Source organism: Bacteroidota bacterium (assembly GCA_026391695.1).
Lineage (GTDB): Bacteria > Bacteroidota > Bacteroidia > Bacteroidales > JAGONC01 > JAPLDP01.
This window is the reverse complement of sequence record JAPLDP010000016.1, coordinates 25326-46232: the sequence shown is the minus strand read 5'-3', so window position 1 is coordinate 46232 and position 20907 is coordinate 25326. Positions and strand designations below refer to the sequence as shown.

15 protein-coding genes and 1 other RNA gene are annotated in these 20907 nt (G+C 40.4%); 7 read left to right on the top strand and 9 right to left on the bottom strand.

All coding sequences use genetic code 11. The features are described from left to right. Window positions 1–192 precede the first annotated feature (192 nt). The 6 genes from NT175_00500 to NT175_00475 all read left to right on the top strand — a co-directional run bounded on the left by NT175_00500 (window position 193) and on the right by NT175_00475 (window position 10411). Entirely contained in the window at window positions 193–3747 is a 3555-nt protein-coding gene (locus NT175_00500) for a T9SS type A sorting domain-containing protein (protein ID MCX6233193.1), read from the top strand. A gap of 11 nt (window positions 3748–3758) precedes the next feature. After that, entirely contained in the window at window positions 3759–5312 is a 1554-nt protein-coding gene (locus NT175_00495; GenBank protein ID MCX6233192.1) for a T9SS type A sorting domain-containing protein, read from the top strand. A 252-nt stretch (window positions 5313–5564) separates the two neighbouring features. Continuing rightward, window positions 5565–6182, top strand: a complete 618-nt coding sequence (locus NT175_00490; GenBank protein ID MCX6233191.1) for a hypothetical protein — start codon at window positions 5565–5567, stop codon at window positions 6180–6182. Next, window positions 6148–7734, top strand: a complete 1587-nt coding sequence (locus NT175_00485) for a T9SS type A sorting domain-containing protein (GenBank protein MCX6233190.1) — start codon at window positions 6148–6150, stop codon at window positions 7732–7734. Before NT175_00490 ends, NT175_00485 begins: the two co-directional genes overlap by 35 nt. Window positions 7735–8030: 296 nt before the next feature. Next, the gene (locus NT175_00480; protein MCX6233189.1) at window positions 8031–8852 is read left to right on the top strand and encodes a T9SS type A sorting domain-containing protein; all 822 of its coding nucleotides are present in this window, start codon (window positions 8031–8033) and stop codon (window positions 8850–8852) included. A gap of 8 nt (window positions 8853–8860) precedes the next feature. Then, window positions 8861–10411 carry a T9SS type A sorting domain-containing protein gene (locus NT175_00475; GenBank protein ID MCX6233188.1) on the top strand — a complete coding sequence of 517 codons (1551 nt, stop codon included), beginning with the start codon at window positions 8861–8863 and terminating at the stop codon, window positions 10409–10411. A gap of 398 nt (window positions 10412–10809) precedes the next feature. Here the strand turns inward: NT175_00475 and NT175_00470 are convergent, their stop codons facing one another. The 6 genes from NT175_00470 to NT175_00445 form a co-directional block, all read right to left on the bottom strand. After that, on the bottom strand, window positions 10810–12651 hold the full coding sequence (locus NT175_00470) for a (Fe-S)-binding protein (GenBank protein ID MCX6233187.1): 1842 nt from the start codon (window positions 12649–12651) through the stop codon (window positions 10810–10812). Next, window positions 12632–12967: a 4Fe-4S dicluster domain-containing protein gene (locus NT175_00465; protein MCX6233186.1), complete on the bottom strand. Its 336-nt coding sequence runs from the start codon at window positions 12965–12967 to the stop codon at window positions 12632–12634. Before NT175_00465 ends, NT175_00470 begins: the two co-directional genes overlap by 20 nt. A gap of 64 nt (window positions 12968–13031) precedes the next feature. Further along, complete coding sequence (locus NT175_00460) at window positions 13032–14048, bottom strand: FAD-dependent oxidoreductase (protein MCX6233185.1); 1017 nt, start codon at window positions 14046–14048, stop codon at window positions 13032–13034. 5 nt (window positions 14049–14053) lie between these two features. Continuing rightward, on the bottom strand, window positions 14054–15130 hold the full coding sequence (locus NT175_00455) for a heterodisulfide reductase-related iron-sulfur binding cluster (protein MCX6233184.1): 1077 nt from the start codon (window positions 15128–15130) through the stop codon (window positions 14054–14056). Window positions 15131–15240: 110 nt separating this feature from the next. Further along, entirely contained in the window at window positions 15241–15951 is a 711-nt protein-coding gene (locus NT175_00450) for a 4Fe-4S dicluster domain-containing protein (protein MCX6233183.1), read from the bottom strand. Between the two features lie 78 nt (window positions 15952–16029). After that, window positions 16030–16521, bottom strand: coding sequence for a prolyl-tRNA synthetase associated domain-containing protein (locus tag NT175_00445; protein MCX6233182.1), 492 nt, complete (start codon window positions 16519–16521; stop codon window positions 16030–16032). A 144-nt stretch (window positions 16522–16665) separates the two neighbouring features. Between NT175_00445 and NT175_00440 the strand changes: the two genes are divergently transcribed. Next, entirely contained in the window at window positions 16666–17985 is a 1320-nt protein-coding gene (locus NT175_00440; GenBank protein MCX6233181.1) for an MFS transporter, read from the top strand. Between the two features lie 104 nt (window positions 17986–18089). Here the strand turns inward: NT175_00440 and NT175_00435 are convergent, their stop codons facing one another. From NT175_00435 to ssrA, 3 genes are all read right to left on the bottom strand, one after another. Continuing rightward, entirely contained in the window at window positions 18090–19190 is a 1101-nt protein-coding gene (locus NT175_00435; protein MCX6233180.1) for an ATP-binding protein, read from the bottom strand. A 680-nt stretch (window positions 19191–19870) separates the two neighbouring features. After that, on the bottom strand, window positions 19871–20170 hold the full coding sequence (locus NT175_00430; protein MCX6233179.1) for a nucleotidyltransferase family protein: 300 nt from the start codon (window positions 20168–20170) through the stop codon (window positions 19871–19873). A gap of 228 nt (window positions 20171–20398) precedes the next feature. Then, window positions 20399–20769: a transfer-messenger RNA gene (gene ssrA / locus NT175_00425) on the bottom strand. Between the last annotated feature and the right edge of the window lie 138 nt (window positions 20770–20907).

Genomic DNA, 20907 nt, shown 5'->3' with positions numbered 1-20907 from the left:
AAATCGGCTGTCCGACTAATTTTATTTCTGTATCTTTACCCATGTTGCAGTTTTTGGTTCGCAAAACAAAACTACAACATTGAGGGGAAACCCGTTGGGAGTACCCTCTTTTGTATTAATTTAGTCGGTCAGTAGTGAAAAGGTATCTTTAGTTTCCCCTGGCCCGCGGAAAAGGATTATTGTCTTACTAATATGGTCAAGAATTTTGATTGGCGCAACCGGCATGGGGCAAACCGGTTAGGTTCCAAATATTATGATAATGATATTACAGGAACAGGCTGGATGACAAAAGCGAAAGACCAGGGTATGTGTGGATCTTGTTATGCTTTTGGTCCAATAGGTGCACTCGAAGGTTATATTAACCTTTATTTTAATCAACATCTCGATTTCAATCTTTCGGAACAGGAAATTGTATGTTTTTCCCAAGAAAGTAATGGTTGTGATGGCGGATCGCCTCCTTTCGTTTTTCTATATTTACACGATCCCGGAGTGAAGACAGAAAATTGTTTTCCTTATTATGCTACCGGCGATCAAGCTACATGTATCAGCTTGAATAATCAGTGTAATGCTGATACCGTTGTTAAAATTGATAACTATCATTTTATTCAACCATCTGAAAGTACTGAAATTATGAAGAAGCTGATCACCAACGGGCCTCTATCTGTGACTTTTACGCCACAAAAAGGAAGTAATCATAACGTAGTACTTACAGGTTATATAGTTGATCCGGTTGATTTAAGTATTATCTGGATATTTAAAAACAGTAAAGGACCAAACTACGGAGAAAACGGTTTTGAATATGCCAAAATAGCATTAAAACCTCCAAAAACATATATTTCTGGGGCTATTACGGTTATTTGTAGTATCCCTCCTGCCCGCCAATGGCATGATTATGATGAGGATGGTTATTATTATTGGGGAATAGGTGAAAAACCATTCGATTGTCCGGGTGAAAAGGATGAGGAAGATTGCGATGATTCAAATCCAATGTTAGGTCCTTATGATACTGAAACTTTTTATTGTGAGTGCCTATTGGATTATATTCCTACTCCTGAACACATCTCATCCAATACGACATGGTCAGAAAACATTAGCATTAACCGTGATATAGTCATTGATTCGTCTGTTACACTAACGATAACGGATACGGTTCTGTTTGCACCCGAAACAAAACTAATCGTCCTTCCCGGAGCGACCCTGGAAATTGACGGTGGCACTCTGACAAAAGCGTGTACGGAAAACTGGCAGGGTATCGAAGTCTGGGGTAATCCGGAGGAATCACAATTTTATGAGGAATCGCAAGGGAGGGTTCTTATAAGTAATAACGGATCAATTCAAAATGCAATAACAGGAATAGTGACAGGCAAAAAGGTAATTGGAAATTATATACAAGGTTTTGAAGGGGGTCTTATAATAGCAAGGGAGGCGCTTTTTTTAAACAATAATACAAGCATTGAATTTCATCCTTACCAAAATATACATCCGTTCATCCCGGAACATGAGGAAAACAATTTCAGCTATTTTACAAAATGTATGTTTGAAACAGATTATATCGCTTTCCTTGAATATGGTTTACCGGGAGTCCAGGTTTCATTGGAAGGTGTAAAAGGAGTTGAATTCTACGGTTGTTCCTTTAAATATAACCATACTGAATTGGATGCAAATTTAATGGCATTAACTGAAGATAATATTGGTATCTATGCTAATGATGCTGATGTTTGGGTGCTGCCTGGATATGAATATCCCGATCCGATGTATGAGCCTTGCGGCGAGGGTTGCTATGAGCTGATTCCCTGTTCCTTTGATAATCTCTGGTATGGCATAAAAGCGTTTAATGGTGGTGATAATCGAAGGTTTTATGTGGATAAGGCCATTTTCAATAATAATAACGCAGGGATTTATCTTTCAGGATACCAACAGCCGACCATCATTTCCGATACATTTATGACAATAGCAGCTCATATGACTAACTTTCAGGATGATCCATTTGTGGGTGGTATTTATATGGAAGATTGTTCGGGATATCATGTTGAAGGTAACCTGTTTACGGGAAATTATGTCCCTGGTTCCGCATCTTTCTATTGGACAATGGGTATATATATAAAGAATTCCGGCACTGAGGATAATGAGATATACAACAATTATTTTTCTCATTTACACGGGGGAATAGTTGCTGAAGGAAAAAATAGGGGCCCCGGCACCGGCTTATGCAATAAGTGCAACGATATGAACACCAACCTGAATGATTTCCTTGTGTGGAAGTCAGGACGGGAAAACGGCACCCCTGAACATGGGATTAAAGTGTCGCAGGGCTCTTATGACTTAATAGTAACGGCTCCGGCAGGAAATACGTTTACTTATGACACTCTACCTGCTCACGACTATGGCGGCCGTGACAAATTGTATTTCAACTATTTCAACGATGCACTGCCTTTTACTTACATTCATCATCAAAAACAAGAAGATCCACTGACGTACCCGTTAGATAGTAATTACACCTATGAGAAAATAACACGATATGAACAACAATTATTAGTCTATGATTCACTTTCAGCATGCCCTTCAAATTTAGGGAACAACAATTACAAAAGCGGTTACGATCCCCGGCTTGAGATGACATTTGCGGAGGGATATATCAATCAATATCGGAATTTGTTAGATTTGTTGGTGGACGGAGGTAATACCGATGAGTTGAATTTTGAAGTGATGACAAGTATGCCTAATGAAGCTTTGGAAATGCGGCAGCAGTTATTGGATGAATCGCCTTACCTGTCCGATACTGTAATGAAACAGGCTATTTATAAGGAAGATGTCCTGCCAAGCGCCATGTTACGGGATGTGTTAACTGCTAATCCTCAGTCCGCTAAATCGCAGGATGTTCTTCAATCACTTAATGATCGTTTTGATCCTTTGCCAGATTACATGATAGAAGAGATCATGCAGGGTCGTGAATACCTTGGCGCAAAAGAGATACTTGAATCCAAACTGGGATACTGGCAACAGATACGTGCCAAAGCCAAAAACCAGCTCATCCGGAAATTCCTTTCCGATACCACCATACTTAATCCTTATGACAGCCTGATAGCCCTGTATGAAAATGAAACTGACATTCCATCGAAATACAGGCTGGCCTTCTGTTATTTTAACAATCATCAGCCGGAAGAAGCGTTGAATTTGCTTGATGAAATTCCTTCGACTTACGAACTCAGTACATACCAAAATGCGGTACATCAGGATTATAAGAATTATTTCAGTGTCTTAAAGACGATGCATGACAGCACCTGGAGCGCTGGGCAAATAGATTCATTATCAGTTAATACTTTGCATGAAATTATGAACAATGGGTATCCATTGATCAGCGGTTATGCACGGGGATTGCTTGTGAAAGGCAATTTCATTGATTATACTGAACAGGTTTATTTTCCCACGAATATAAAATCTTACCCTGAATATCATTTCACACCTCACGAAGTAATTGTTGAAAAGGAAGATCATCTGAAATTGTTTCCTAATCCTGCATGGGATTATGTGATTGTTTATTATAACACTTCTGAGTATGAAATGAATGGTAAATTGATAATGTATGATGTTAATGGTAAGATAATAAAAACCATTGTATTATCTAATCAGTTAAATCAATCAACTATATCATTTAAAAATCTTCCAAATGGGGTTTATATGATCAGCTTGTTTGTGGATGATAACTTGATTGAGAGTAAAAAAATTACTAAAGTTGGAAACAAGTAAGATCTATGATTATGAAAATATTATCAGGTATTTTATTAAGAATCATCTTAATACAGTCAATGTTTTTAATTTTTACCTGCATTAATGGGCAGGAATGGCCGAGAATATATGGTGATAATTTTGATGCAACTGTAACATCTATTAAAGAAGATTATGATGCTGGATACATGATCTCAGGTTATGCCGGTTATGGCCAAAATCCCTCAAAATGGGGATGGTTAATAAAAACGGACATTAATGGAAATGTCATTTGGGATAAAAAATTTGGCAATCTTTCTTACAATACAGCTTTTATTGCTTTATCAAAGACAAAAGATCAGGGTATTATATTAGCCGGAGCAACAAGTAAATACGATGATCCCCTTTATTTTGATCCTTTATTTCTTAAGTTAAATACTTGTGGAGAGATTGAATGGTGTACCATACTTAGTTCACTTGGTGGAAATTATGGCATGGACATTCTTCAACTTGATGACAACCATTATATCGGATTACTGAAATATTATGGTGGTGATTACCAGAATATCCGGATAAGCCTGGTAAAAATGGATTCATTGGGCGTACCGGTCTGGATCAAGAACTTGGCACAGGATGATCCAACCATTCATGATGAAGAAGGTTATTACCTGATTCATACCTCTGATGATAGCTATTTGGTTTCAGGACATTGCTTTTGCCCTAACGCCCGCCCGTTCTGGATTAAAACCGATACATCTGGCAATCAGATATGGGATTTAAAATGGCCAAGCGGAACAGGTCTCGATGGTCAGACCATCGCAGTGAATAATGGTATTTTCTATGCATCAGGTGGAATGTACAATGGTCCTATGACACCTACCCTGTTTAAATTCGATATCGACGGGAATGCTTTATATAGGGAATTTCTATTAGGAGATACAATTGTTGCCGGTGGGGCTGAACCACTTTATTCTTTTAATGATTCAACATTGCTTGTAGGAATTCAATGGCGAGTTAATGAATCTTCTGTTGATGATGGATATAGTGAAGTATTCATGATCGATACATTAGGAAATCTGGTTAAAAGAAGACAATTACTTCATGAAAACAGGACGCCGGAAAATATCATCAAAACATTCGATGATAAAATATTAGTCACCGGAAGCTATGTGGTCGACAATAACTGGGACATTTATCTCTGGAAACTCAATTCGGATTTAGAGGATGATACCCTTTACACCCAGCCCTTTACTTACGACAGTCTTTGTCCAAACCCAATTCCTTCTGATACCATTGACTTAAACTGTGGCGTATATGTTTCAATTGATGATATACCACTGAAAGAAGAATATGATAAAGTGCTGAAAGTATTTCCCAATCCGGCTTTCACAACAATCAATTTTGAAATTAAAGATTTGAAAACCAGTGCCATATTGAGCATATATGACAGTTATGGCAGGCTGGTGGAGGAAATGGTTGTGCTGGCACATACAAAGGAGATGCAGGTTGGTGTCACGAATTATAAACCAGGATTGTATCTGGCCGTGTTGAAAAATTCTAAAAATATCCTTGGGAAAGAAAGGTTTATGGTGGTGAGAGGGAGATGATTAGGCGATTTAATGATGTTCGGCGTTCGATTTGGTGAAGTTGGATATGGATCTACTATTTTTTGATGCCTTTGGGTTTGGAGGCGGGGTACCCACTGGGTGAAGATTCCGTTAAAATTCAGACGGAGAAGTGATCCCGCCAAAGACGGGAGAGCGGCTCGGTTGGCTTAGGAATCGAGCCCATAGTGGGTCGCCGAAAACCCAGGCTGTCCTTTTCTTTTCATACTTTTCTTTTGGACAAGCAAAAGAAAAGTGATACGTGCAAGAGCTAAAAATCAACTGATACGAAAATTCCTTTCCGATACCACCATACTTAATCCTTACGACAGCCTGATAGCTTTGTATGAAAATGAAACGGATCTTCCGTCAAAATACAGACTGGCTTTCTGCTATTTAAATAATGATCAGGCAGAAGAAGCGTTGAATTTGATTGATGAAATTCCTTCAACTTACGAGATGAATTCATATCAAACTGCTGTACACCAGGATTATGAAAATTATTTTAGCATTTTAAAAACGATACGTGACAGTGCTTGGAGCGTAGGGCAATTGGATTCTACATCTGTTAATACTTTGCATGAAATAATGAACAATGGGTATCCTTTAATCGGAGGTTATGCACGGGGATTATTGATGAAAGGTCATTTTATCAATTACACTGAAAAAGTATATTTTCCACTTGATATAAAATCGTATCCTGAATATCATTTCACACCAAACGAAGTAACTGATGTAAAGGAAGATCATTTGAAAATCTTTCCAAATCCTTCCTGGGATTATGTGATAGCTTATTATAACACCACCGTGTATAAAATGATCGGTAAAATGATAATCTATGATGAAAAAATTACTAAAGCAGGAAATAAGTAAACCTATAGAAAGGGAGGAACTGATGAACACTTTGTTGAAAATCTTACTAACAGGATTATTATCAACAGTTTTAACTTTTACCCATGGGCAAGAATGGCCAAAAATTTATGGTGGGAATACTTCGTCGTATGTTCGGGGCATTGAAAATGATTATGATAATGGATATCTGATAGCAGGTTATCTAAGCAGGGGACAGGTGGTTAATCAGTGGGGATGGCTTATAAAGACCGATATAAACGGAAATATTATTTGGGAGAAGAAATTTGGTGACCTGTTGTATCAAACTTTTTTTTACGCTTCACAAAAAACTAAAGACCATGGGACTGTATTAGCCGCATCAACCAGTAAAAATGATCTGAATGGACACTTTAATCCTTTATTCATTAAACTGAATCCATGCGGAGAGATTGATTGGTGTCTTGAACTTCAGGCATCAGATGATGATTATGGGACAGGTATGGTACAATTGGTTGATGGTAATTATTTAGGTATGATGGCATATTATGCCGGATACTCTCATAATCAGCGTATAAGCCTGGTAAAGATAGATACATTGGGAAATCCGATTTGGATAAAGAATTATTCTTGGGATTACCCTCAGATGTCAAATGAAGAAGGAAGTCATTTGCTTGTGACTCATCAGGGTCACAATTTGGTTTCAGGCCGCTGTACATACCCTGGTTTTCGTCCCTTCTGGTTTATGACCGACACTTCCGGTCAGCAAACTTGGGATTTAATATGGGGTAATTATACAGGTTGGCTTCCACAAACAGTTGAAAAGGATACAGGTATTTTTTACAGTGCTGGTACATATGGGAATCAAACCTGCTTTCATCCTTCAATTTTTAAATTGAATGAAAGCGGACAATTTTTATCGCAATATTATCTGCTTGGCGATACCATAGTTGCAGGTGGTGCTTCCTCAATAGAAGTGTTAAATGATTCAAGTTTAATTGTTGGTATTGCCTGGACAAATGTAGAATATCCGGTTGACGAGGGTTATAGCAATGTGCTAATTACGGATACAGCCGGAAATATATCTAAGATACGATTATTAATTGATGATCCACAAGGTCCGAAATGTATTAAGAAAACATTTGATGATAAAATTCTTGTTACGGGTACGTTCAATCCTGTTCATATTTACCTCTGGAAACTCAATTCTGATTTGGAGGATGATACTCTTTACACCCAGCCCTTCACTTACGACAGCCTTTGTCCGTATCCGATTTCTTCCGATACCACCGATTTATCCTGTGGCGTATATGTTTCGATAGATGAAATACCTCTAAAAGAGGAGTATGATAAAGTATTGAAGATTTATCCTAATCCTGTTGCATCCATTATTAATTTTGAGTTTAAGGATTTGAAAAACGGCGCCATTTTGAGCATATACGACAGCTATGGCAAGCTGGCGGAGGAAAGAGCTGTGCCGGCATATACAAAGGAAACACAAGTCGATGTTATGGGCTTTAAGCCAGGATTGTATCTGGCCGTATTGAAAAATTCCAAAACTATCCTTGGTAAGGAAAGATTTATGGTGGTGAGATAAGTGATTTTTATGCTCACTACAATTGATATTACAGGAGCATCACAATAGATCATGTGATTTATTTTAATATTAAAATCGGAATTAAATTGAAATTCATTTTTAATGCCTTTGGGTTTGGAGGCGGGGTACCCACTGGGCGAAGATTCCGTTAAAAGCCAGACGGAGAAGTGATCCCGCCAAAGGCGGGAGAGCGGCTCGGCTGGCTTAGGAATCGAGCCCATAGTGGGTCGCCGAAAACCCAGACTGTCCTTTTCTTTCCGTACTTTTCTTTTGGACAAGCAAAAGAAAAGTACATAATGACTGAGATCATGCAGGGACGCAACTATCTTGGGGCAAAAGAAATACTTGAATCACGGCTGGGATACTGGCAGCAGTTGCGCACAAGAGCCAAAAATCAACTCGTACGGAAATTCCTTTCCGATACCAACATCCTTAATCCGTATGACAGCCTGATAGCCTTACATGAAAATGAAACGGACCTTCCGTCAAAATACAGGTTAGCTTTCTGCTATTTTAACAATGATCAGCCGGAAGAAGCGTTGGACTTGCTGGATGAAATTCCTTCGACTTACGAACTCAGTACATACCAAAATGCGGTACATCAGGATTATGAAAATTATTTCAGCATTTTAAAAACGATGCGTGACAGTGCATGGAGCGTAGAGCAATTGGATTCTATATCTGTTAATACTTTGCATGAAATTATGAACAATGGGTATCCGTTGATCGGCGGTTATGCGCGGGGATTGCTTGTGAAAGGCAATTTCATTGATTATACTGAACAAGTTTATTTTCCTTTAAATACAAAATCTTACCCTGAGTATCATTTCACACCTCACGAAGTAATTGTTGAAAAAGAGGATCACTTGAAATTGTTTCCTAATCCTGCCTGGGATTATGTGATTGTTTATTATAATACATCTGAATATGAAATTAATGGTAAATTGCTTATATATGATGTCAATGGCAAGTTGATCAAAACCATGATACTTTCGAATTATTTAAATCAATTAACTGTTTCATTAAAAAATTTTCCTAATGGAGTTTATATGATAAGTTTATTTGTAGGTGATAACCTGATTGAAAGTGAAAAAATTGCTAAAGCCGGGAATAAATAAATTTGTAGATGAGGAAAGAAACGATGTATACTATTTTAAGAATTTTATTAATACAGTTATTAATAATAAATTTGATTAATGCCCGGGGGCAGGAATGGCCGAAAATTTATGGAGGTAATACTTCATCTTATGTTCGGGGTATTGAAAATGATTATGATAATGGATATTTGATAGCGGGTTATCTCAGCCAAGGTACGGTTGTAAGTCGATGGGGGTGGTTGATTAAAACAGATATCAATGGAAACATTATCTGGAATAAAAAATTCGGAGATATATCATATCAAACTTTTTTTTATGATTTACAAAAGACGAAAGACAGAGGGAGTGTGATAGCTGCATCGACTAGTAAAAATGATCTGACGGGGCACTTTGATCCCTTGTTCTTAAAATTAAATACATGTGGAGAGATTGAATGGTGTCTTGAACTTCAGGCATCAGAACATGATTATGGAACAGGCATCATACAACTGGATGGTGGAAATTATTTAGGTATGATGGCATATTATGCCGGATACTCTCATAATCAGCGAATAAGCCTGGTGAAGATAGATACGCTGGGATATCCAATTTGGATAAAGAACTATGCCTGGGAGTACCCTGAGATGTCCAATGAGGAAGGAAGTCATTTGCTTTTGACTTATCAGGGCCACAATTTGGTCTCAGGCCGGTGTACATATCCTGGTTTTCGTCCTTTCTGGTTTATGACCGACACCTCCGGGCAGCAAATCTGGGATTTGGTATGTGGTAACTATACAGGTTGGCTTTCACAAACAGTTGAAAAAGATACCGGTATATTTTATAGTGCATGTACATATGGAAATCAAACCTGTCTTCATCCTTCCATTTTTAAATTGAATGAAAGCGGTGAATATTTAGGGCAATATTATTTGCTAGGTGATACGATTGTTTCAGGTGGAGCTTCTTCAATTGAAGTGTATAATGATTCAGAATTGATCGTTGGCATAGCGTGGACTAATGACGAATGGCCGATTGATATAGGTTATATCAATGCGCTTATTACAGATACAACCGGAAATATAATTAAAAATAGATTATTGATAGAGGATGATATAGGTATAGGCCCTGTAAGTATTAAAACCACATTTGATAACAAGATTCTTGTTACAGGCACTTTTAGTCCAATACACATTTACCTCTGGAAACTCAATTCGGATTTAGAGGATGATACCCTTTACACTCAGACTTTTAATTACGACAGCCTATGCCCTGATACAATCACTTCCGATACGGTCGATTTAACCTGCGGCCTGTATGTTTCAATCAAAGATATACCGCTGAAAGAAGATTATAACAAGGTACTAAAAGTGTATCCCAATCCTACTGTCTCAACCGTCAATTTTGAATTCAAAGATTTGAAAACCGGTGCCATATTGAGCATTTATGACAGTTATTGCAGGCTGGTGGATGAAATTGAGATACCGGCATATACAAAGAAAATCCAAACCGATGTTACGGATTATCCGGCGGGTTTGTACTTGGCTGTGCTGCAGAATTCACACCAAATCTTGGCGAAGGAGAAACTATTAATTGGCCAATGAGGGAATAGTCCAAGGAAGCAGTGATTTAAATTTTTGGATCTTTACAATAATACGGACCTAAATGCGGAATTCGTAATTTGAATTACCCCGGACTTCAGGCCGGGGATTCCCGGCAGTAAAAAATATTCAGGGCTTTAGCCCAAAACAAATGCGTTGTTTTTTAAAGTTTAGGGCTAAAGCCCGGTTTTTGTGTTGTTTGGTTTAACCCCGCGCTAAATCGCGGGGTAATTCATAATACCTTCGTTCATTTCCGTGTCATCCGTGTTCGACATTTGGTTTGTCACTATTGGAACACGGAATACACAGAAAACGCGGAATATCACGGACATTCCGTGAGCCTCCGTGCCTTCCGTATCCTCCGTGTTCTATTAAACAGTTTTGAGTAATGAAAGATATCTCTACCACAACACCGGATTTATTTCCATTTTTTGATGCGTTGTTGCGGGCTCATTTTTTGCCAATGCCCCAACGACTATCTCGCTGATATCTGCAACCTGAATTTCTGTATCATTTTGTAAAGTTTTTTTACACAGCGGACAAGCTGTGACAATTATTTCAGGTTGGTTTATTAACAGTGACTCTATCGCAAGATTTTTAATTTCATGGCGTTTGCCGGATGATATCTCCGTATTTCCCAGGCTTCCGCCGCAACAAATTGAATCTGTTCTCTCATTTGCTCCCGGTATCAGTTCAGCTATCTTGCTAATCAGTATCCGGGGCTCTTCATAAATTCCGGAGCCACGTCCCAGCTCGCATGGATCATGGTAAACAACTTTTCTAGCACTCTTCACCATGTTCAGTTTCCCTTCTTCAACCAGGCGTAACAGGTACTGTGTATGGTGCAGCACCTCGATATTCAGGTTATAATCTTCCTTAAATACTTTATTACATATCGGGCAGGATGTAACCAGCACTTTACAGGATGAACCGATGATCAGATTGCGGTTATGCTCCCTGAGGAGCCGTGCCTGCTTTTCCTTGCCGGCCATTATCAGTGGCCGCCCGCAGCATATGCTCCCATCGGCATCCAGAAAATTATAATCTATCCCTGCTTTTGTGAATACGCTTAACATCGATTTTTTAATGGATGGCGTAAGATGTGACATGCATCCGGCAAAATATGCCACATCCGCTTTTCTGATTAAAGGTTGAGGTAAATAATCAAATGATCCGTTACTATTATTGAAAAACGCAGCTCTCTGTGAAATACGCAAGGCATTGTTATGGATGCCGATGGGACAATATTCCTGGCATTTTCCACATAGCAGGCAATCGAATGTGACATTCTCTTTAATCTTATTATTTCTGACCGTTTGCAGGAAATAAACAGGAGGGGTGCTATTTTGCTTCACTGCATAAACGGGGCAGGCATCCAGACATACACCACATCGTGGACAGGAGTAAACTTCAATTTCCGATATGTTGCTGGATCCTTTTGACGGTTTTATACCCCAGTTTCGAAGGAATATCAGCAGGACTTCGGTCGGAATGTGCATGAACCGTGAGTAAGGAAGGGTAATGAAGAAGATGCCAAGCATGATGGAATAGGCCCACCATGTGGGGTACGATAAGTATTCGACAGGCAGGAAGTTGGCAAATAACCGTCCCAGGTTATTGGTCAGGAATCCTCCGCCAAGGTATTGTCCGGCAGTGAAGCTTTCTGCAAGAAGGCGAAGAGGGAAGATCAGCCATAATGCCGTGATGGCTGTCCTGTCAAAAACTGTATGCCGGGTGGTCCTTTTCAGTCCGAACCAGTTTGACCGCGCCCGTTTTATAAGGGCGAGTACCAATCCCGAAAGGAGCATAAACAGGATTAAATCCATCAGGAAACGGAATATTCCCGGAACGCTGGTCAGCTCAAAGGTGAGCACACGTTTATCATGAACGAAATACTTGAGGAAGATGGGATAATACGGAGGATTAATATGTACCCTGCTGTATATTCTGGATTCGATGTTTCCGGTCAGGATCAGGAGGAACCATCCGAAGGCAAAGCTCATGTGCATATAGCCGAGTAGGATATTTCTTTTGAACATCTTGCGATGCAGCAGGCTCTCCGTGAACACTTCCTTAAGGGCATACAAGGATTTGACGCTGAAAATACCTTTGCGCATCAGGTTCTTATCTTCAGAGCTGAACCCTCTTATCCACCCGCTGTATTTAACTGCCAGTATTCCCAGCAGAGCGATCAGCGCGAGGGCAAACGGTACTACAAAAAAGTCAAAAGTCAAGTCTTTCAATAGCCCTGTTAATAGTGAGAATAATATTTCTGGTGTTGACTCCCCTGGGGCATGCAAGCTGGCATTTCCCGCACAGCATGCATTTTTCTATATCGGATTTTATATTTTTTGCTTCACCACGTTTGATCAAAACAATCATCTCCCTGAGGTTTAAATATGTAAAGTTGCCTGCGCTGCATGTAGCTGTACAGGTACCGCAGGAGATACAGATCCTGAAGGTGGGTTCATGCTCAAGAATGTACCGGGCAAGTCGTCTGTCGTTCCTGTCATAGTCGATTTGCCTGTCGGCATTAATGTTGTACCCGAAATCGATCATGAATGTATTTATTACAGCCTCACCCCCGGCCCCTCTCCTCCAGGAGAGGGGTGAAGGGGTGAGGTCATTTCAAGTATTCCGCAATCTTCAAAGCCGCTGACCTTGCGTCCGTTATCGTATCTTCAATGGTTTTAGGCGATGTACACGTACCTGCCACAAACACTCCCGGTATGTTCGTCATATTTGGATATACATGAACATCAGCAGGTTTCAGGAAAAAGCTTTCTTCAAAGTTCAATCCCAGCATCCTGCCAATCTTTTTCGTTCCTTCCGAGGGCGTCATTCCTACCATAAGGACCAGAAGATCAACATTCATCCTGAGGGGTTTTCCGGCCAGTGTATCTTCGACTTTGACCATCACACTGCCATCCTGATTTTCAAAGGCTTCTGATAATCTTCCCCTGATAAAGTTGATACTATGCTTCTCCTGAGCTTCTTTATACATTTCTTCGAAGCCCATTCCGAACATCCGCAGGTCCATATAAAAGCAAAATACCTCGGCTTCCGGTAATCTCTCTTTGATTTCAATTGCTTGTTTAACAGCTGTCACGCAGCATACCTTTGAACAATATAGATTTCCTGCCTTTTCATCGCGTGAGCCGACACAATGGACAAATCCAATTCGTGCCGGAATTTTTCCATGAGTGGTTCTGATATCACCATGTTTTATGAACTGTTCTTCCAATTCAGCAGAGGTCAGAACATTTTCATAAATCCCATAACCGTATTCTTCTTTCCTCCATGCCTCAAAGAGGTCAAATCCCGTTGCAATCAGCACTGCATCCGCATGATAAACAATATTTGTGTCAAGATATACAGTAAACCCTCTTTCTGTTTTTTCGATTTTTTGAATATCTCTATTCAGGAGTACATCAATCTTCTTATCCAGTCCTTTATGTAATATATCCAGCACTTCTTTTCCGGCTCTGCGGTTAGGGAAAAGATGTGCCCACTGCTGCAGATGGCCACCCAGAGAGGTTTTTTTTTCGACGAGAACGACATCCATACCCAGAGAAGCCAGACTGGAAACTGCTTCCATACCTGCTATGCCACCGCCGATAACAACCACTTGTTTACCCATATTCTTTAGCCCTGATAGAATGTTAATGAATGAGCTGTTGCAGGCTGACCAAGATTCTCACCATTTTTCCCCTGGAATTTTTTTTGGGAATCATAGGGGATGCCTATCTTATCCAGCAGAGGTTCAACAGGAACCTGGTGAATTTGCAGACCAATGTCCCAGGGATCGTAGCCCAGCACCATTCCTGCAAGCTCTTCATAAGTGAGAACCGGGATACCTTGTCCGTCGACTCCATAAGTTTTCCCTTCCATTTCACTGATCGCATACTGCCAGCGATCGAGAAAGTATGGACAGCCGGGGCAGTTAGTGAGTATGGCATCAGGCTTATAGGGTTGCATGGATTCGAACTTCTTCCGGGAGCAGGCTATTGAGTATCCCCTGTTTGCCCTGATCAGATACTGCCGGAATCCGAAGCCGCAGCAATGGCGGCGTTCAGGATAATCAATCACATCGCCTCCCCATTCTTCAATTAATCCAGCCAAAACGTAAGGATACTCTGCCCCGCCAACACCTTTGGATGGGAACATTTTAGAATAGTGACAACCGATATGCTCCACAACTTTTATCGGATCACCGGTAAACCTGTTTACCAGCTTGAATTTCGCTTTACTGGTTATTTCTTTCCTGAATTTAAAGATGATATCGCTGGCATGTGCAAGGTTTTTCGGTTTCTCAAATTCTTTGCCTGTAGCCTTTTTTAAAAAGTCACGGACTTTTTTTTCAATTTCCGGAAAGTGATGCCAGGTATCCAATACCTCTGAATAGAGACCAAACGACGTAATACAGGAGGGAATATAATTTTCATACCCTGCTTCGGTCATCAGTGCGAACTGACGGGCAATTACAGTCATTGTCGTTTCGAATGGCAGGATATCGCCATGGTAGGCAATGCCGGTGCAAGTGGTATGAAAGGGATTTTCGTATACATCTTTACCAAGCTCATCGCGTAAAATCCGTAAGAAAGTTGTTTCAGATCCGGGAAAGAAACTCTGACGTACACAGCTCCGGACGTAGAAATAATGGTCGTCGGCTATCTCCTTTTGATATTCTTTCCAGATGACACGCTTACCCTCAATGTTCATGAGATTAATGTTTATACGCGATAATTCTGTTGAGCCGCTCTTGGTTACAAGATTGAAGCTACAAGTTGCAAGTTGCAGGTTGCAGGTTACAAGTTTACAGCTACAACTGCTTACTTCTTGTTGTGTTGATTATTATTCGTTGTATAAATATGATTAAAGTATTCGCTTTCAATTCCTTCGTCAAACTGCATCCCCATTTCTTCGGCCTTTTGGCGTGAGAATTCTTCAATTTTCTCAAAACGACTCAATGCACCCGTTACTTCAAATATTTTTTTTAGCTCATCAAGTGCTTGCTGCGGGACTTTGCGGAATATTCCCGGGCCGTCTTTCTGATAATTTGCTCCCAGGCGGTCAAATACCTCCGGTAAGTGTTGATGCATCCATTCCCACACCGGACCTTGTTCAGGATGATTTTGCACATTGATCTCACTGGGGTAAAGGCAGTAACCATGGTTCAATATCCATTTCCCAACAGTTCGTTTGATAGCGAGTTGTTGTCGGCCTTTTTCCGATTCGACGAAATAACCAAGTTCCTGTGATAATCCGCGCAGGGCCGAAATTATCAGCCCGGGAGTGTTTCCCCTTGGGCAACGCGTCTTGCATGACATGCACTCACCGCAATACCAGATGAAATCACCCTTGAGTAATTCTTCGATTTGTTCATCATTTTTTGTCTGGACAGTAGTGGCAAGGATGCGTGGATCATAGTCATAGAACTCAGCAGCCGGGCATATAGCTGTACATGTTCCGCAACCGATGCAGGCTTTAAGTCCTTCCCTGAATCGCACGTCTTCGGAGAGTTTATCGTAAAGTTGGCCCATTCAAGTCTGTTTCGTCCGACAAAAAGAGTTTAACAAAAGTATAAAAAATCGGATTATGAACATGAAGCCTGAACACGGCTAAACCAGTCTAATAAACTCATAGCCATTCCCACTCCAATTAATAAACTTTATGAAATCCCCGTATGAAATAACAATGCTGGCTGTGTTATCGTTGGGGTGGAAGCTGATTTTCTCTGCTTTTTGTAGATTTTCATCCACAAAGACATGAACATGATGCTCTTTATCGTGAATAAGTCCGAAGATGGAGACGGCGCCCTGTGTCACACCAAGGTAGCGTTTCAGTCTTTCCGGCGATGCAAAGGACAGCTTACCCTGTTTCAGGCGCTGTTCCATGTCATGAATAGCCAATGGCTGCGAGTACTCCATAATTATAAGGTAATGACGGTCGCCTTTATGGTTGCGGAGGAAGAGATTTTTACAGTGAGTGGAATCGATGTATTTCCAGTTCTTTAGTGCATCTTCAACAGTATAGGCTGGCTGATGTTCGTAATAGTCGAATGAAATGTTCAGCTCAAGAAGTATTTTATATAGTAAATCATCGCCTCGCATGGTTTCAAATATATGATAAAATTACTTTTACCACACTCAGAATTTGGTCTCCGGCCCGAAAAAAATTATCCTGAGTGTTGTATGATTCTTTTTTTTTAATTTAGCCTGATCCTGAAATCTTAAAAATTCTGCATTTTGCCTAAAATAACCGACGTTTCCCAATTCCGTAAAGGAGACAAGAAAGTGATCCGTGGCTGGGTCATGTACGACTGGGCAAATTCTGTTTACCAATTGACTATTTCCTCTACTATTTTCCCCATTTATTATAATACTGTTACCCGTTCGGGGGATAATGATACGGTTTCCTTCTTTGGTGCCAAGGTCATCAATACGGTATTATTTTCATGGGCTATTGCAGCAGCCTATCTGATTGTGGCTGCATGTTCGCCGCTTTTTTCATCCATTGCCGACTATACAGGCCGGCGTAAAGCCTTCATGCAGGTCTTCACCTGGATTGGAGCTATCTCGTGCGGCACGCTTTTTTTCTTCAACTCCTCGAATGTCGAACTGGGCATCGTTGCTTTCGCTATGGGAACCATAGGGTATGGCGGCAGCATCGTATTCTATAACTCATTCCTGCCTGTCATTGCCGAACCTGAAGACCAGGACCGTATCAGTGCAAGAGGTTACTCAATGGGTTACCTGGGAGGTGTTGTTCTGCTGCTGTTCAATCTCCTGATGATTATGCAGCCTCAGTTATTTGGAATACCGGCGGGTTCCTCCCTGCCAGCCCGCATTTCATTTCTTACCGTCTTCGTATGGTGGATAGGTTTTTCGCAGATCACGTTTTACCGGTTGCCCAAATATACGTTCCGCAAACGCATCAAAAAGGCCAATGTGCTGACCAATGGCTACAAAGAGCTCCGGATCGTTTTCAACTATGTCCGCAAGTCATATAAGCTGAGCCTCTACCTTATCGGTTTCTTTTTTATCATGATGGGGCTTCTGACAGTTATGTTCATGGCAGCCACTTACGGTGAAAAAGAGCTGGGACTGAAGGAGGATGTGCTCATCCCGACTATTCTTGTCATTCAGCTTGTGGGAATGTTTGGAGCTTGGTTATTTGCAAGACTGTCGGGCTGGTTCGGCAATCTCAGGGCGCTGATCTTTTCAGTCGTTTCATGGGTCATCATTACAATAGGCGCCTTTTATATTCATCATGCCGCCGGCTTTATCACAGCTGCCGTATTCATTGGCATTGTCATGGGCGGCACGCAGTCACTGGCACGGTCAACTTACTCCAAGATGTTACCTGAGACCACCGACCATACCTCTTTTTTCAGTTTCTATGATGTTATGGAGAAAATGGCCACTGTCCTGGGCACCTTCAGCTTCGGCGTCATCGAAGCCATCACAGGAAATATGCGTTATTCCGTATTGGCGATCTGCACCTTTTTTATCATCGGCTTGGTATTCATGCTGTTGCTACTGCGGAAGTCTGTGACGGCAGGGGCAAGAATATAGAGTGCGAACTGAGCGGGGGATTAATTTGAGAATTTGAGAATTAGTCAATTAGCTCCGGCTGGCGCGCATTTGCAGCACATGGCTATTAAGAATTTCTCAAGAGTCTATTGCCTGTAATACATTTCCAGGAACCTTCTGAAAAACACATCATAGATAACATATCCATCAGGAGTACGGTAAAGTATTTCTTTGTTTATAAGGGTATTTACGGCCTGAAGTGTCGATGAAACAGATGGTAATTTATAATATAATAAAAAATCGATCCCCGTGGGTGAAGATACTGTCCCTTTGTTCGCTATAGCTATGGCAACCCTTTTCTGGTTTTCTGGTAACAGATTGAACAGACTGTGGAAATCCGACTTACGGTTTTCAAGATAAGATTCTGTGATCAGCATAGCCTGTTCAAGGTCAAGTACATCATCTGTCTTATAAAATGCCTGATTGCAAATGACTTGGGTATAATAGGTATAGACCTCTGAAAAATCCAATAAATGATTCACGGCTTCTGTATCAATTTTTTTATTAAATTGACTAAATAATGCAGAAATATGATCTGCGTATATATTCCTATTGATCTTATCCAGCACGATCACCTCGGTACTCTGATAGAAAGGACGCTTCGCACTAAAGAACATGTCCTTTAATAAATGATTTGAACTTCCTGAAAAAATAAAGTGAACATTATTCAGTTCCTGCATATGGGTTCTCAGAATAGCTTCTGCTTTTTCAGGATAAGAGGCTATTTCCTGAAATTCATCAAAAGCTACTATAACCTTTTTCTTTAGTTTTTCGAGATACATGAGCAGATCATGAAGAGTTGTTTCCTGTTGGCTTTCATTTATGCTCAAGCCAAGTTTCGGGGAACCTTCCCGCGAAAATGTTAAAGTAGGGCTTAATCCTTTAAGAAGGATTTTGATCCCGGAAAGAAGGTTCTTTTTATGATATTTATCGAGTAGTTTTTCTGCAAATGACCTTATAAGTCCTTCCATATCTCTGGTAGCAAATAGATCCACAAAGATTGTTTCAAATGTATCACTCTGCTCATACTGATGAAACAAATGACGGATAAGAGCACTCTTGCCCAGTCTTCTCGGACTGTGTAACAGGGTATTTAACTCGTTAATAGCATACTCATGCAATTGTCTGGTTTCCGAAACTCTGTCGCAGAAATACTTAGGTTGATAATTCAGTGTAAAAGGATTCATGATTAATAGATTTTCAGGCAAATTTACGAAATTTTTCATAAAATATGCATCATAAAACATGATATATAAAATATGGTCTGTTTGTGGATTGCTGTAAGCTTCCCCAAAAATAGAAGCGGCGGTAAAATGAGTTTTCAATTAAATTTGGGAAATCTATCTAACGATGTAACGATTACGCGATCCCGATTTCGCTCGCTGCGCTTGCTCTTCGGGACAGGTTGGCCGATTGAACGATGTGGTTAAGAAAAAATCGAAAATCGTTCAATCGTTCAATCTTTATATCTTGGGCTGGCGCGCGTTTTCGAACGCGTGCCTCATTACCGCTCGTTTACGACGAGCAGCCAGTGATTGTTTCGCATTGCTAACGCGTTTTAATACAGCACACGTTCATAACGCTTGCTATCTCGGGCTTTCGTTGATTTTCAACCAATAATCTGAGGCCTACTTAACCAACATCATTCCAGTTTCACTGACAGATCCGGCTTCAAGCAGATATCAGTAAACTCCTCTGAAAATTGCGAATGATATTTTTTATTAATTTTTTCCTTTCCATAGGGACAAAAATGATATTTTTTTCCTTTTAAAAGGGAAATTTTTTACATCATTTTATAAGAGTAAGGAAAAGGATTGAGGTATCCGAAAAGGCGACTAACATGTTGAGCAAAATAGCTTCATCCTTTTTATACATAAATCGCCTCCTTAAGTATCATGTCCCTGAAAACCGGTTTAATAGCATCTTTGTGACATATATCCACATTCCTTCCAAAATTCAATTGAAGAAATTCTTTGAGCTCCAGACGCTTTTCAAACAAATTCGGAGTATTTTCCTGAAATTGAACAAGAATATCTATATCGCTAATATCAGATTGTTCATCCCTGGCAAAGGAACCAAAGATACCGATATGTTTCACATTGAGGTGGTTACGCAGATAATCCATATGATCCTCAAGAAATGTTATTATTTCCGTTTTAGTGAACATGTTTGCCCGGTTTTATGATGCCAACAGATGATTCTGTTATACAAAAGTAATAAATATTAAGGTATGAGCCCACTCCGAAAAGTAAGCATTTTGGACTAAAGTCTGGTAACTAGCTGGTTATCAATTGCCACAGTCTTAAGGCCGTGGTAATGCGATGTAGCGATTACACGATGGCCGATTGAACGATGTGGTTAAGAAAAAATCGAAAATCGTTACATCGCTCAATCATGGTGGAGCTGGAGGGAGTCGAACCCTCGTCCAAACAAGCAGCCAAAGTGGTTTCTACATGCTTAGCCTTCCGTTGGTTGTCGGGATAAAGCCGGCGGAAGACCAGCCTATTTTATCCGTATCCCCTTAAAATTTGCATGAACAGCGGGGAGGTGCTCATACTATCCCGGCATTTACGATGCTTCGGTCGGGACACCGTCGGGAGAGGTTTCCCGGGAAGCAGTCAGCGCCTAATCTTACTGATTAAGCAGCTAACGCGAAATTAGAATTGTTGCCAGTTATTGGCGCGAGAATCAGTGATAACGGGTCGTATCCTCAATGCCCGGCATGCTTGCAGTTTAACTTCCTTGCTGTCAAATCCGGTCAGCCCCGTACATGGGTGTGGGTGTGAGCAAAGAGTGTTCCATTTGAGGAGCAAAGATACGAATAAAAGTGACAGAGTGGGTGGGATTAGGGCTTATTTTGTAAAAGAAAGTTATTTTGTTCTGTTTTGACGTCTTGTTAACCGC

What these genes read in the sequence shown, in the direction of transcription:
- NT175_00500 (MCX6233193.1), top strand. Translation starts at nt 193, where the DNA reads ATGGTCAAGAATTTTGATTGGCGCAACCGGCATGGGGCAAACCGGTTA.
- NT175_00495 (MCX6233192.1), top strand. Translation starts at nt 3,759, where the DNA reads ATGAAAATATTATCAGGTATTTTATTAAGAATCATCTTAATACAGTCA.
- NT175_00485 (MCX6233190.1), top strand. Translation starts at nt 6,148, where the DNA reads ATGATGAAAAAATTACTAAAGCAGGAAATAAGTAAACCTATAGAAAGG.
- NT175_00480 (MCX6233189.1), top strand. Translation starts at nt 8,031, where the DNA reads ATGACTGAGATCATGCAGGGACGCAACTATCTTGGGGCAAAAGAAATA.
- NT175_00475 (MCX6233188.1), top strand. Translation starts at nt 8,861, where the DNA reads ATGAGGAAAGAAACGATGTATACTATTTTAAGAATTTTATTAATACAG.
- NT175_00465 (MCX6233186.1), bottom strand. Translation starts at nt 12,967, where the DNA reads ATGATCGATTTCGGGTACAACATTAATGCCGACAGGCAAATCGACTAT.
- NT175_00460 (MCX6233185.1), bottom strand. Translation starts at nt 14,048, where the DNA reads ATGGGTAAACAAGTGGTTGTTATCGGCGGTGGCATAGCAGGTATGGAA.
- NT175_00455 (MCX6233184.1), bottom strand. Translation starts at nt 15,130, where the DNA reads ATGAACATTGAGGGTAAGCGTGTCATCTGGAAAGAATATCAAAAGGAG.
- NT175_00450 (MCX6233183.1), bottom strand. Translation starts at nt 15,951, where the DNA reads ATGGGCCAACTTTACGATAAACTCTCCGAAGACGTGCGATTCAGGGAA.
- NT175_00445 (MCX6233182.1), bottom strand. Translation starts at nt 16,521, where the DNA reads ATGCGAGGCGATGATTTACTATATAAAATACTTCTTGAGCTGAACATT.
- NT175_00435 (MCX6233180.1), bottom strand. Translation starts at nt 19,190, where the DNA reads ATGAATCCTTTTACACTGAATTATCAACCTAAGTATTTCTGCGACAGA.
- NT175_00430 (MCX6233179.1), bottom strand. Translation starts at nt 20,170, where the DNA reads ATGTTCACTAAAACGGAAATAATAACATTTCTTGAGGATCATATGGAT.